Origin of the sequence: Rhodococcus sp. NPDC056743, assembly GCF_042790355.1 — a bacterium.
GTDB lineage: Bacteria > Actinomycetota > Actinomycetes > Mycobacteriales > Mycobacteriaceae > Rhodococcus_F.
In genome coordinates, this window is sequence record NZ_JBHTZI010000008.1 from 260,868 (window position 1) to 274,303 (window position 13,436).

The 13,436-nt window shown below is 62.4% G+C and carries 10 protein-coding genes; 8 read left to right on the forward strand and 2 right to left on the reverse strand.

Annotated elements, in window-relative coordinates; all coding sequences use genetic code 11:
- Position 1: 1 nt before the first annotated feature.
- The 6 genes from nuoL (at position 2) to ACFRFQ_RS20035 (ending at position 8,231) form a co-directional block, all read left to right on the forward strand.
- Positions 2-1,894 carry an NADH-quinone oxidoreductase subunit L gene (gene nuoL / locus ACFRFQ_RS20010; protein WP_378661230.1) on the forward strand — a complete coding sequence of 631 codons (1,893 nt, stop codon included), beginning with the start codon at positions 2-4 and terminating at the stop codon, positions 1,892-1,894.
- A 23-nt stretch (positions 1,895-1,917) separates the two neighbouring features.
- Positions 1,918-3,540, forward strand: coding sequence for an NADH-quinone oxidoreductase subunit M (locus ACFRFQ_RS20015; protein ID WP_378661596.1), 1,623 nt, complete (start codon positions 1,918-1,920; stop codon positions 3,538-3,540).
- Complete coding sequence (gene nuoN, locus ACFRFQ_RS20020) at positions 3,537-5,132, forward strand: NADH-quinone oxidoreductase subunit NuoN (RefSeq protein ID WP_378661232.1); 1,596 nt, start codon at positions 3,537-3,539, stop codon at positions 5,130-5,132. The genes ACFRFQ_RS20015 and nuoN overlap by 4 nt, the downstream gene beginning before the upstream one ends.
- Positions 5,133-5,151: 19 nt before the next feature.
- Positions 5,152-5,838 carry a lysoplasmalogenase gene (locus ACFRFQ_RS20025; protein ID WP_378661235.1) on the forward strand — a complete coding sequence of 229 codons (687 nt, stop codon included), beginning with the start codon at positions 5,152-5,154 and terminating at the stop codon, positions 5,836-5,838.
- 77 nt (positions 5,839-5,915) lie between these two features.
- Positions 5,916-7,499: a hypothetical protein gene (locus tag ACFRFQ_RS20030; protein WP_378661599.1), complete on the forward strand. Its 1,584-nt coding sequence runs from the start codon at positions 5,916-5,918 to the stop codon at positions 7,497-7,499.
- A gap of 90 nt (positions 7,500-7,589) precedes the next feature.
- A complete protein-coding gene (locus ACFRFQ_RS20035) occupies positions 7,590-8,231 on the forward strand; it encodes a class I SAM-dependent methyltransferase (protein ID WP_378661238.1) in 642 nt (213 codons plus the stop codon).
- 8 nt (positions 8,232-8,239) lie between these two features.
- Here ACFRFQ_RS20035 and ACFRFQ_RS20040 read toward each other — a convergent pair whose 3' ends face one another.
- Together ACFRFQ_RS20040 and ACFRFQ_RS20045 are read right to left on the reverse strand one after the other, a co-directional pair.
- Positions 8,240-8,476: an RGCVC family protein gene (locus tag ACFRFQ_RS20040; protein WP_378661240.1), complete on the reverse strand. Its 237-nt coding sequence runs from the start codon at positions 8,474-8,476 to the stop codon at positions 8,240-8,242.
- 205 nt (positions 8,477-8,681) lie between these two features.
- Entirely contained in the window at positions 8,682-10,121 is a 1,440-nt protein-coding gene (locus ACFRFQ_RS20045) for a serine hydrolase domain-containing protein (RefSeq protein ID WP_378661243.1), read from the reverse strand.
- 645 nt (positions 10,122-10,766) lie between these two features.
- Between ACFRFQ_RS20045 and ACFRFQ_RS20050 the strand changes: the two genes are divergently transcribed.
- Both ACFRFQ_RS20050 and ACFRFQ_RS20055 read left to right on the forward strand, forming a co-directional pair.
- Positions 10,767-12,368, forward strand: a complete 1,602-nt coding sequence (locus ACFRFQ_RS20050; protein WP_378661246.1) for an ABC transporter substrate-binding protein — start codon at positions 10,767-10,769, stop codon at positions 12,366-12,368.
- Positions 12,369-12,422: 54 nt separating this feature from the next.
- Positions 12,423-13,436, forward strand: a complete 1,014-nt coding sequence (locus ACFRFQ_RS20055; RefSeq protein WP_378661248.1) for an ABC transporter permease — start codon at positions 12,423-12,425, stop codon at positions 13,434-13,436.

Here is a 13,436-nt window from a genome sequence, read left to right on the forward strand (position 1 = left end):
TATGTCAGGAGGAATCACGTCCGCCATCTGGTTACTGCCTGCACTGCCGCTGTGCGGCGCTGCCGTCCTACTCGTTGCCGGTCGTCGCACCAACGCGTGGGGGCATCTGTTCGCGTGTGTCATGGCGCTGGCGTCGTTTGCCGTCGGAGTGGTGTTCTTCATCAGCATGCTCGGCCGCGACACCGCTGATCGGAGCATCAACGATCACCTGTTCAGCTGGGTACCCGTTGACAGTCTGCAGGTCCAGTTCGGCCTTGAACTGGACCAACTCTCCATGTGCTTTGTTCTCCTCATCACCGGCGTGGGCTCGCTGATCCACATCTACTCGGTCGGGTACATGGATCACGACCCCGAGCGCCGCAAGTTCTTTGCCTACCTCAACCTGTTCCTGGCGGCGATGCTGCTCCTGGTCCTGGCCGACAATTTCCTCGGCCTGTACGTCGGCTGGGAAGGCGTCGGATTGGCGTCGTACCTGCTCATCGGTTTTTGGCAGCACAAGCCGACAGCAGCAACCGCGGCCAAAAAAGCGTTTGTGGTCAACCGAGTCGGCGATATCGGCCTGATGATCGCAATGATGTTGATGTTCAACACTTTCGGATCCCTCTCGTTCACCACGGTTTTCGGCAACGCTTCGGGGGCAAGTGAAGGAGTTCTGACGGCGATCGGCCTCATGCTGTTGCTCGCGGCGTGCGCGAAGTCCGCTCAGGTGCCGTTGCAGTCCTGGCTGGGCGACGCAATGGAAGGCCCCACACCGGTGTCGGCGCTGATTCACGCGGCAACCATGGTCACCGCGGGTGTATACCTGATCGTGCGTTCCAATCCGATCTTCGACCTGGCACCCGACGCCCAGACGGTGGTGGTGATTGTCGGCGCGGTCACGCTCCTGTTCGGCGCGATCATCGGTTGCGCGAAGGACGACATCAAGAAAGCCCTCGCCGCGTCGACCATGAGTCAGATCGGATACATGGTTCTCGCAGCCGGTTTGGGACCCGCCGGATACGCGTTTGCGATCCTGCATCTCATCACCCACGGATTCTTCAAGGCCGGCCTCTTCCTCGGCGCCGGTTCGGTGATGCACGCAATGAACGACGAAACCGACATGCGACGCTACGGCGGACTGCGCGCATTCATGCCGTTGACGTTTGTCACCTTCGGACTCGGCTACCTTGCCATCATCGGTGTTCCGCCGTTCGCGGGCTTCTTCTCCAAGGACAAGATCATCGAGGTTGCCATCGGCGAGGGCGGGGTCAAGGGCATAGTCCTCGGCGTGGTCACGTTGCTGGGCGCCGCGCTCACCGCGTTCTACATGACCCGCGTGATGCTCATGACGTTCTTCGGTAAACCTCGGTGGGACAACCAGAATCCACACGAATCCCCTTCGGTGATGACGTCTCCGATGATTGTGCTCGCGGTGGGATCCGTCGGCGCCGGCATGCTCCTGACGATCGGCTCCAGCTTGCAGAACTGGCTCGAACCCGTTGTCGGGGCCCATCACGTGGAGCCGCCGATACCCGCGTGGAGCATCACCCTGATGGCCCTGGTTGTGGTCGCACTGGGCGTCGGAGTTGCCTATCGCGAGTATGCAACTCGGGAGATACCGGTGGAGGCGCCGACAACCGTATCTGCGCTGACCACCGCGGCCCGTCGTGATCTGTACGGCGACGCATTCAACGAAGCGGTGTTAATGAGGCCCGGACAGCAACTCACCGAGACTCTGGAGGTAGTCGACACCAAAGGCATCGACGGCGCGGTCAACGGCTTCGCCGGGGCGGTCAGCGGAATCTCGGCCCTGGTGCGCAAGCTGCAGACAGGCTTTGTACGCTCCTACGCCCTGGTGATGTTCGTGGGTGCAGCGCTGGTGGTCGCGACGATGATGGCGGTGACACTGTGGTGACCGAAAATCTGGTGAACGAAACCATGGCAAACACCGGTTTCCCCGCTCTGACGATCCTGTGGCTACTCCCCCTGGTTGGCGCCGCCGTGGTGGTCGCGCTTCCGGCCCGGATGTCTCACGTCGCCAAATCCGTTGCGCTTGCAGTGTCGTTGGGTGTCCTCGTGATCGCTGTAGTTCTCGGCATCACGTTCGACCGCGGCGGGCAGCAGTTCCAATTCGTCGAAAGGCACAGTTGGATACCCGCATTCGGGGCCAGCTACAGCCTGGGGCTTGACGGCATTGCGCTGGTTCTCGTTCTATTGACGGCCGTTCTGGTGCCGCTGCTGCTGATTGCCGGATGGAACGACGTCCCCGCGGTGCCGTCGGAGAACCCAGAGACCCTGGAGACCCCAGAGACCTCGGACGAGCCACCACGACGCCTGCCACACACGTACTTTGCGTTGATCCTCGTAGTCGAGTCGATGGTGCTGCTCTCGTTCAGCGCGCTCGACGTTCTGCTCTTCTACATTTTCTTCGAGGCGATGCTGATACCGATGTACTTCCTGATCGGCGGTTTCGGTGGCGCCAACCGCTCGCGCGCAGCCGTCAAATTTCTGCTGTACAACCTGCTCGGCGGGTTGGTCATGCTGGCAGCGGTCGTTGGCCTCTACGTTGTGACCGCTCGTGCGGAAAGTCCCTTCACCTCAGGAACTTTCGACTTCCAAGCCATCGCCGCCGCAGCCGCGAACGGTGACCTGGGGGTCGGACCCGGCGTCCTCAACGCGTTGTTCCTGGGCTTCATGTTCGCGTTTGCCGTCAAGGCACCGCTGTGGCCGTTGCACAGCTGGCTGCCTGATTCGGCGGTGGAGTCCACACCGTCGACGGCTGTTCTGATGATGGCCGTCGTCGACAAGGTGGGCACCTTCGCGATGATTCGCTACTGCCTGCAACTGTTTCCGGAGTCGTCGGCGACGTTTGCACCGTGGATCATCACGCTCGCCGTGATCGGCATCGTCTACGGCGCGATTCTCGCGATCGGGCAGACCGACATCATGCGCCTGATCGCCTACACGTCGATTTCGCACTTCGGATTCATCATTCTCGGGATCTTCGCGATGACCAGTCAGAGCCAGGCCGGGTCCGCTCTGTACATGGTCAACCACGGAATCTCGACGGCTGCCCTGTTCCTGATCGCGGGTTTCCTTGTCTCGCAGCGTGGTACACGGGCCATCGCGGCGTACGGCGGTGTGCAGAAAGTTGCGCCCGTTCTGGCCGGCACCTTCCTGATTGCCGGGCTAGCCACTCTCTCGCTTCCCGGCCTGGCGCCGTTCATCAGCGAATTCCTGGTCCTGATCGGCACGTACACGCGCTATCACGTCGCTGCCATTGTCGCGACAAGTGCACTGGTCCTGTCCGCGATCTACATCCTGTGGCTCTACCAACGGGTGATGGGTGGTCCCGAGAAGGAAGGCTCCGACAAGATCCGGGATTTGGTGCGCCGTGAACTTGTCGTGGTGGCGCCGTTGATTGCGCTCCTGCTCTTTCTGGGAATCTACCCCAAACCTGCTCTCGACATCATCACACCGGCGGTCAACCACACCGTTGTCGATGAAGTGCCCACACCCGTGATCGCCGATCCCCACGCCGAGGAAGGTGCCCACCCATGAGTTCCTTCGACGGATTGACTCTCCTAGCGGAGCCGGCAACCCATTCCACAAGTGTCGAATACGGCTTGCTCTCACCGATGCTGATCGTGTTCGGGGTTGCGGTGGTCGGAGTGTTGGTCGAAGCCTTTGCACCTCGCGCGGTGCGCTACCCCGTCCAATTGGTTCTCGGTATCGGCGGATTGGCTGCAGCATTTGTGGCTGTCATCGCGCTCGCGGGCACCCGATCGCTGGCCATGGCGGGATCTGTCGCCGTCGACGGTCCCACACTGTTTCTGCAGGGCACGATTCTGCTCGTTGCGATTCCGGCAGTGTTGCTGATCGGCGAACGCGGATCAGGCGATACCGTGCCAGCGGAGAATCACGACGACGCACTGGGGAGTTTCACGCCTCAAGCGTCGAGCGTTCCCGGCAGCGTTGCCGAACAAGAAGCAACCAAAGCCGGTGTTGCACAGACAGAAGTGTTCCCACTCACCCTGTTTGCGGTGGGCGGAATGCTCCTCTTCCCCGCTTCCAACGACCTCCTCACGATGTTTGTTGCGCTCGAGGTCTTCTCGCTTCCGTTGTACTTGCTGTGTGGATTGGCGCGACGACGCCGTCTCCTGTCGCAGGAAGCCGCAATGAAGTACTTTCTGCTCGGCGCCTTTTCGTCGGCGTTCTTCATCTTCGGTATTGCACTGCTCTACGGCTATGCCGGTACGGTCACACTCTCCGGTATCGCGGACGCGGCACGGATCGGAACGGAGAACGATTCCTTCCTGTGGCTCGGCACCGCACTGCTCGCGGTGGGTCTGTTGTTCAAAGTCGGTGCGGTGCCCTTCCATTCGTGGATTCCCGACGTGTATCAGGGTGCACCCACCCCCATCACCAGTTTCATGGCAACCGCCACCAAAATCGCCGGCTTCGGGGCGATTCTGCGAGTCTTCTACGTAGCGCTGCCCAACGAGTACGTGAATTGGCGTCCACTGATGTGGGGCGTTGCGATCGCAACGATGGTTGTCGGATCGGTTGTCGCTCTGACGCAGACCGACATGAAACGAATGCTGGCGTACTCGGCTATTGCGCACACCGGTTTCATCCTGACGGGAGTGGTCGCCGACTCGGATGCGGGTCTGTCCGCGACGATGTTCTACCTCCTTGCCTACGGATTCAGTACCCTGGGCGCGTTTGCCGTTGTCACTCTGGTGCGTGACGCTGACGGCGAAGTTGCCACATTGAATCGCTGGGCAGGATTGGGTCGACGCTCCCCGCTGATCGGCGTGGTGTTCGCCCTGTTCCTTCTGGCCTTTGCCGGGATTCCCTTGACCAGTGGTTTCATCGGCAAGTTCGCGGTGTTCCAAGCCGCCGCGGAGGGCGGCGCCGCCCCGCTCGTGATTGTGGGTGTTCTGTGCAGCGCAATTGCGGCGTACTTCTACGTGCGGGTCATCGTGTTGATGTTCTTCACCGATCCTGTTGACGACGCCCCCACCGTCGTTGTTCCGAGTGCGCTCACCAGCAGTGTCATCGGCCTCGGCGCCGGAGTCACCCTGATTCTCGGAGTCTTGCCGCAGCCGGCACTCGACCTTGCCGAGCGTGCAGCGGAGTTCGTCCGTTAACTCCCGATACGGTGGATCGATGACAGTGGAGAAACTCATCGTGCGGAATCCGTGGTTCATCGCCTTCGCGATTGTTGCCGCCGCGCACCTCATCCTCAACGGCGCTGACGTGGCGCCGTGGGACGGCATCACCAAAGTAATGCTCGCTCCCCTCCTGGCCGCCTGGGTTCTCGCGGACCACGGACCGAAGATCGTTGCCGCTGCTCTGGTCGCGTGCGCCTTCGGTGATCTGTTTCTCCTCTGGGACGCCACCTTCATCGTCGGGATGGCAGCCTTCGCGATCGGCCACCTCTGCTTCATCCGATTCTTCATCTCCCGCGGTGCATTGCACGGGATCCGTAAGAACCCGTGGGTTCTCCTCGCCTACGTAGCCGCGGCTGTCGTCCTTGTCGTCTACACCTGGTCCGGCCTGGGCGATCTCCAGATTCCCGTCCCGATCTACGCTGCCATCCTGGTCGGCACTGCGGCAACGTCGTTGGCTTACAACAAGATCGCCGGATCGGGTGGCGCGCTCTTCCTCTTCTCGGACGCCGTCATTCTGCTCGGTCAGGCAGACAAGTGGCAGCCCGAGCCCACCGATATCTGGATCATGGCGTCGTACATCCTGGCGCTGCTCCTCCTGACGGTCGGCATCCTGAGCCGCGAACGCCGAACATCGCCCATCAACGCGGTCGACGCGCAGAATCGTGCGAGACTCGGACAGTGAACGACGCCAGCCGTAAAAACCTGCACCCGTTCCGACCGCGTTTGCTGCGCGTCGGCATCCTCGTCGCCGCAGCTCTGATGTTGCCCACCCCTCTCGCCGCGGCCACGCCAGCGCCGACCGCACCGGCGGGCTGTGTACCGTTCGGGACCGCGCAGCTGCCGCCTGGGGTGCCCTCCGGGGGTGGCCGCGCCGGGCTGGATCTCCTGCCGGCGTTCACCGGCGACGCCGCCCCGGTGTCCGTCGAAGTTCGCACGCCAACCACCCAATTCAATCGGTTCTGGGACTTCGCGCTCGTAGGCCACGACCTGCTCACCCGGCCACGGGATGCCGGTGCGCCGACGGCCGAGCCCTGGCGTTTCGTACCGATGCCAGAGTGCCTGCGCGGCCGACTGGTCGGGATATCGCTCGACGACGACGAACTCGTCGCAGTCGACGACAACGGCTGGATCTACACGATGGACAACGCGTCCCAGCATCCGCTGGTGTGGAACTGGACCTCCGCGTGGGGAGCACCCCTGTGGGCCGGCCCGGGCCGGCAACTGCCAGGTGATCGGCCGAATGGATGGGCACTGAGTGTGTCGTCGCCGTGGGACACCCAGACGTTCACGGACATCGGGGGACGAATCCACTTCGTAGGATTCGGCAAGATGACGATGCTCCCCGCATTGACCGGGGACGGCAGCCGCATCACTTACGCGGACCCGTGGCTGCCGAACGACGACAGCTACGAGATCGGCGGGCCGCTCGGCGGACGGTTCCAGGCCGAATCGCTGTCTGCGGCCGGATCGACCACGTTCGTGATGAACAAGTACGGCGACATGTACACCCGCACCTTCGATTTCGACTCGTCGGGATCGGACTCGATCTTTTTCCGCTACAGCTGGGATGACCAGTCGGACAAGCCGAGCGCACCCAACCTCGTCGTCGAGACGCTCGACCGCAGCACCGCCGCGATCCAGCTGCCGGCCCCGGATTGGGTGTACCAACCCAAGATTCCCGGCGAGATCACGTCTGCGATCAGCGTGCACTCCCTCGGCCCCGGGCCGAATCGGCGCGAATTGCGGGTGGAGGGCCGCCGCGATGCCGAATCCGGTTTCTGGCACAAGGATCTCGTGGGCGACGCGTGGGAGTTCACACCCACCGATGCAGCCTTCCTCGGCTCGCCGATCGAAAACGCGCCGACCAACCGCTCTACCGACACCCTGGCCCCGGCCGCCCCCTGGCACTTGTCCACGACCCTGCCGGCCCGCGACGGCGCCATCGACGGTCAGGCCTTGATCGACATCGGATTTCCGTACACGGTGCTGGACCCGCGCCTGCTGGATGCGATCGGCCAGCATGCCCAGCCGTCCGGTTACCGACTGGACGTGGACCACTTCGACCCGGTCGCCACCACCCGGACCGCGACGGTGACCGCACCGGACGGCACTGACATTCCGGTCATTCTGCACACCGCCGACGGGCTCCGGATGACACCCCGCGGACCCGGCCTCGACGACAATCCACGCCACCTCGTCGGGGCGATCGAGATCCCCGAAGACGCGTACGCAGCCCGGGGATCGAATCCCGCCCTGGACGCGTTCGTTCGGGACTGGATGCGCGAGCGGCACATTGCGGCAATCACCCTCAGCGCCACCGACCACGACCTGGTGGTCCGCTGACACTGACCCCGTGTGGTCCGCTGACACTGACCCCGCGCCGCTGACCGGGACCCTCGTCGACACCGGTTGATCTCTCGGTACCATCCGGAGATGACTACACCGACTCCCAGCGAGCGCACCCCCAGCCAGTGGGAAGAGATCACCGCGGCTGACCCGACACATTCGTCGCGCTATGTGGAGCGGTTCCGCACGATGGCGGCAGAGGGAAACGACATCGTCGGTGAAGCCCGCCTGATCGATGCAATGCTCGGCCGCGGCGGTCGTGTTCTCGACGCGGGGTGTGGCCCCGGCCGACTGGGTGGTCACCTGCACAAAGCCGGTCACGAGGTTGTCGGTGTTGACGTCGACCCGGTGCTGATCGCTGCGGCGCAGGAGGACTACCCGGGCCCGACGTGGCTTGTGGGAGACCTCGCCGAATTGGATCTGCCATCACGCGGGATTGCGGCCGATTTCGACGTCATTGTCTGCGCCGGCAATGTGGTGGCCTTCCTCGCACCGTCCACCCGGAAGACAGTGCTCGCCGGCTTTGCCCGCCACCTCGGTCCGACCGGCCGAGTCGTCATCGGTTTCGGCGCCGGCCGCGATTACGAATTCTCGGACTTCCTGGCCGACGCCTCAGACAGCGGACTTGCGGCTGATCTGCTGCTCTCCACGTGGGATCTACGACCGTTCACCAACGATTCCGGCTTCTTGGTCGCTGTGTTTTCACGCGCAAACCCAACAGCCGAGTAGCCGTTTATTCAGTACCGGGTGTAGTGATGCGTGCTCGCATGCTCCTCGGGGCAGATGCATTTTCGGTCGAGGTTCCGGTCCGAGGTCACGCCGCAGAATCGAATTCCGAGCGCATCGTGGGAATCCAGACTGTGCCCGCAGGCCGGGCAGGATGGCGTCGAGTCTGTCGATCTTGCGGCCTGCTGCGAGGCATGTGACCGAGAAACGTCGGCGGAATTCGACATATCAGTCGGGTTCGAAGCCATGACGGTTCTCCATTCTCGGCCGTTCGACTTCCGACCGATGTGGACACCGAGGACGACATGGCGCGGCAGCGCATGTTCGAAATGCCCTCGGTGTCCTCCACGCTACCCGCTTCCGCCGAAACAATCAGACTGCTCCACACAATCAGACTGCTCCACAATGGGATTGGCCCCGGCATCTACTCGGCTACGCCACCCGTCTAGAGGATCACGCCACTCGTTTGGCGGTACGGCCACCGAATTCCAGCATCACAGCCCGTCCGGTCTCATCGGTGACAAAGCGTCCCAATGCCCGAGTGGTGTCCGCCTGCGCCGCGAAGTCACGGTCGTTGACGAAGGCGATCGGGATCGCCGGCGGCCAGACGATGTCCTCGTATTCACCGAGGTCTTGCGCGCTGCCCATCCGGATGCCGATTCCTTCGTCACCGGAGGCGACGGTCATCGTCAGCGAGCCGGCCTGATACTTCCCCAGGACTGCGTCGACGGCAGCGGCTTCGGGTTCGACCACGCCGAGGGAAACCGGGGTGGGAAGTTCAGTGAGGTTGGCCATGGACCAGTCGACGATCTTCTTGCCGATTCCGCCGCCGAGGGCGTTGGTGAGCACGGTGACGGCGAAGTTCTTCTCGGGCACCGTCATGAACTCGGAGACCTGGAGATTGCTGACGTTTCCGCCGTGCCGGACGACCTGCGTGGTTCCGTACCGAGTCAGCAGCCATCCCAGGCCGACTTCCTCGAACATCATCGCTGCCGGACGCTGAGGCTTCTGCATCAGCAACCGGGTGGACTCGTCGAGTGGCCGGCCCTCGCCGGGGTGTTCGCCGGACAGTGCGTAGCGTGCCCAGACCAGTTGATCGCGCACCGAGGACCACATTCCGCCGCAAGGGATCATGCCGCGGTCCAGTCCGGTTTCGTTGGATACGAACGGCACACCGTCGCGGATGTAGTGGCCGAGTGCAAACCGGTGGGTCATCACATCCCAGGGCAGGAACGCCGAGTTCTTCATTTCGAGGGGGTCTAGAACGCGTTGCTTGACCAGCTCTTCGAAGGTCAGTCCGCTGATCTTGGCCACGACGTGTCCGGCGAGAACGAATCCGGAGTTGCTGTACGAGAAGACCTCACCGACCGGGAATTCTTGTCGCAGCTCGTTCAGCCGTGACACCGAGCGTCCCAGTGCGTCTTCGCCCCAGCCTGCCGAGAGGCCGGCGTCGCCGGTGAATCCGCCGGTGTGGGTGAGGAGATGACGCATCGTGACTGTGCGCGTGGCTGTTTCGTCGGCGAAGCTCAGTTCGGGGACGTACTCGACCAACGGGGTGTCGAGATCGAGTAGGCCGTCCTCGACGAGCGCCATCGCGGCTGTTGCAGCAAACACCTTTGTGGTGGAACCGATCATGAACATTGTCTTGTCAGTGACCGGAAGCTGCGTGTCAACACTCTCGATGCCGCTGGTGACGACGATGTCCTTATCGCCGTGCACGATGCCGACCGAGACGCCGGGGATGTTCGCCTCGACCCTCCACTGATCGACCAGTTCCTGCAACTGTTCCTGCATCTTTGATTCCTCGAGTTCGCTGGCGTTTCGTGGTGCGGACTCTGCAGTCGGCGTGGATTTGAGATGATGGCCCTCGGAGACCAAAGGTCGGTCGGTCATGGATACCCTTCGAATCGGAGGAATTGAGAATCGGAGGAATTCAGAATCAGTGGAATTGAGCTGTGTACGCCGGCGGCCTGTCCACAGCTCGGCCGGTACTGACCGACCTGCATCCGGATGCCCCACCTCCGGGAAGGTGCAGCACAGTACCGTCGGAGCAGGTCCGGTGTCTCATACTGCCTCCACGAAAGTACTTGAGCCCGAGCGATAATCAGCCTGCACTCGCCTGGGTTTCGACCATTAGATCTTGACAGGTGACGTGGTGGCTGTCTCGGTCGATCCTCACAAAATTTGGGGCGCTTTTCGTCCAGGCCACCAAGCCTGAAGGACCATCAGTAAGGTCTCGTTGTCTCGGGCAGTTCCGAAGCCCTACCCACATGTGCCCCGTAGCCCCAGGCACTCGGTTCTCGATTTCGGCTCGAACTTCGTAGCCGATTTCCGGTGATCAGACGCAGAATCTGGGTGCCTGGCCGAGGCCGGCGATGGACGACATTCGGGTTTGGTGGAACTGAACGAAAAGCGGCGTGATCTTTGTGCGGATCCACCGAGACACGCGTCACGTCGAACCGTCAAGATGACACAGTCGGCAACTGATCCCCGTTCAACCGATTATCGTTCGGACCCAAGCATTTTCGTGGAGGCAGTATGAAGAACCGGTTGTATCCGACACTCGCGGCGGCCGCAGGGCTCACGCTTGCGTTGTCTGCTTGCGGGTCGGGAGGCGCGTCCTCGGGCCCCGGTGGTGGTGAACCGGCCACGGACGGGACCTTCCGTTTCGCTCTGCAGGCCGATCCGGGCGCACTCAACCCGATCATGTCGGCATCCCAGGCAACCGCCGAGTTGTCACGTTTGGCCTACGACTACCTGATCTACCAGGATCCCGACACCAGTGAAGTCGGACCGTGGTTGGCGGAAAAGTGGGAGGAGACCCCGACGTCTGCGTCCTTCACCATCCGCGACGGGGTCATCTGTACCGACGGATCCGTGCTGACTTCCCAAACCGTGGCGGACAACATCAACTTCGTTGCCGATCCGGCCAACGGTTCGCAGTTACGCGGATCTTCTGTCCCGACCGGCGCCGCTGCAACTGCCGATCCTGCAACGCGCACCATCACGGTGACCACTGTGGCACCGAGTCCGTTCCTGCTTCTCAACATCGGCCGCCTGCCGATCCTGTGCGACGCCGGACTGAAAGATCCGACCGCGTCGAACAAGAAGTCGCTCGGTACCGGCATGTTCGAAGTCACCGAAGTCGCAGCCAACGACCATTACACGTTCGAGCGACGTGAGGGTTACCACTGGGGTCCTGACGACACCACTTCCGACACACCAGGAGTCCCCAAGACAGTCATCGCCGCTTTGACACCCAATGTCAGTACGGCCACAAATCAGCTTCTCTCGGGCGAACTCAACGCCGCCCCGATCAGCGGCCCGGACCGGACACGTATCGAAGCAGCCAATCTGAACTCGGTCTTGCGCCCGCTTCCTTCCGGTCAGATGTACTTCAATCAGATCGCGAGCAACCCCACCAGCGATCCCGCCGTTCGAAAAGCCCTTGTCCAGGCAGTCAATCTCGACGACCTCACTCAGGTTCTCACCGCAGGAAACGGAGTCCGCGCAACCAGCCTCGTCGCAGTCGAACCACGCGCGTGCGTCTACGACTCTGTCGCAGGCAACATTCCGGACTTCGACCTCACTGCCGCGAAGGCAACACTGGACGCTGCAGGGTGGACCGCCGGCGCTGACGGCAAGCGAAGCAAGGACGGAAAGCCGCTGAATCTTCGCCTCGTGTACGACGGCACCGACGATCCGCGCAATGCGGCAGCCGAACTTGCTCAGACTGCGTGGTCCGAACTCGGCGCACACGTCGAGTTGACCGGTGGTGACTCGAACAAGATCATCGACGTCATCCTCAGCGGTAAGGACAACACAGCCTGGGATATCGCGTGGATCCAGATCAATTCCTCGCTCCCCAGCACATTCACTGCCTACTTCAGCGGACCGGTTCCGGCTGCAGGCAAGAACTTCGGTTCGACCAACAACCCAGCGTACGAAGCAGCGGTAACCAAAGCCTCCGGCCTGACCGGCGAAGCCGCCTGTGATGCCTGGGCCGACGCCGAGTCGGAACTCACCAAAACGATCTCCGCTGTGCCCTTCTCGGATTCCGTCATGAAGGTGTACTTCAACAAGGCCGGACTCTCATTCGGTAAGTCGATGAACGGTCCTGCGTTGCGCCTCTATCAGTAAGCCGATCACCGCATCTCTTCCCGCCCAGCATCCTGCCCTCCGGAAAGACAGCCCATGAGTCAAACTATTGAAGCCGCGACACCAGAAGCGGCGCCTCGAGCTCGAGCAAAGTGGTTCGAGTCCGACAGCTGGCCTGCATATCTGTTGCGCCGTTTCGGCACCTTCGTGATTTCGCTCTGGGCGCTGGTGACGGCTGCGTTCCTGATGCTCCAACTGATTCCGGGTGACCCGGTGCGGTTGGCGCTCGGACTGAACGCCCCGGTCGAACTGGTCGAGACAACGAGGTCTCAGCTCGGTTACGACCTTCCCGTGTGGCAGCAGTACTTCCACTTCATCGGTGGTCTGCTGAGCGGGAATCCGGGTGACTCGATCACCTTGAGGACTCCGGTCCTCGAGGTGATCTCGTCCCGCCTACCGGCAACTCTCGAACTTGCCTTCCTGACGGTTATCACGGTGCTGGTCATCGGCATCCCGATCGGGCTCGTCTTCGCCGCGCTGACCCGAGGTGGCCGTCGCCGCGGAGTCGAGATCGGTTACACCGCAACGTCGGGCACCATCGCCGTCATTCCGGAGTTCATGTTCGGTACGGCTCTGGTGTACCTGTTTGCCGTCACGTTCCCGGTTCTTCCGGTCGCCGGACGGGGTGGGCCGGAAAGCTACATCCTTCCGGTTGCCGCCATGTCCATCGGCGCCATCGCCTCCATGTCACGCATCGTTCGGGCCGAGGCTCTGAGCGTGCTGGACATGGACTACATCCGCACGGCACGCGCCAAGCGAATGTCCGCGGCGCGCATGTACTTCCGTCACGCAATGCCCAACCTCTTGACGTCGACGCTGACGCTGGCCGGTCTCCTCTTGGGTGGCCTGATTGCCGGCACCGTGCTCATCGAGAGCATCTTCGCGTGGCCCGGCATGGGCATGGCGCTGGTCAAGGCCATCACCGAGAAGGACTACCCGCTCGCCCAGACGCTCGTCGTGATCTACGGCAGCCTCGTCCTGCTCATCAATTTCATCGTCGACGTGGTGCTCGCTCTGATCGACCCACGATCCACCATCCGGGAGAACTGA

Coding starts and splice junctions, on each gene's coding strand:
- ACFRFQ_RS20050 (WP_378661246.1), top strand. CDS start 10,767: ATGAAGAACCGGTTGTATCCGACACTCGCGGCGGCCGCAGGGCTCACG.
- nuoN (WP_378661232.1), top strand. CDS start 3,537: ATGAGTTCCTTCGACGGATTGACTCTCCTAGCGGAGCCGGCAACCCAT.
- ACFRFQ_RS20040 (WP_378661240.1), bottom strand. CDS start 8,476: ATGGCTTCGAACCCGACTGATATGTCGAATTCCGCCGACGTTTCTCGG.
- nuoL (WP_378661230.1), top strand. CDS start 2: ATGTCAGGAGGAATCACGTCCGCCATCTGGTTACTGCCTGCACTGCCG.
- ACFRFQ_RS20055 (WP_378661248.1), top strand. CDS start 12,423: ATGAGTCAAACTATTGAAGCCGCGACACCAGAAGCGGCGCCTCGAGCT.
- ACFRFQ_RS20045 (WP_378661243.1), bottom strand. CDS start 10,121: ATGACCGACCGACCTTTGGTCTCCGAGGGCCATCATCTCAAATCCACG.
- ACFRFQ_RS20015 (WP_378661596.1), top strand. CDS start 1,918: ATGGCAAACACCGGTTTCCCCGCTCTGACGATCCTGTGGCTACTCCCC.
- ACFRFQ_RS20030 (WP_378661599.1), top strand. CDS start 5,916: ATGTTGCCCACCCCTCTCGCCGCGGCCACGCCAGCGCCGACCGCACCG.
- ACFRFQ_RS20025 (WP_378661235.1), top strand. CDS start 5,152: ATGACAGTGGAGAAACTCATCGTGCGGAATCCGTGGTTCATCGCCTTC.
- ACFRFQ_RS20035 (WP_378661238.1), top strand. CDS start 7,590: ATGACTACACCGACTCCCAGCGAGCGCACCCCCAGCCAGTGGGAAGAG.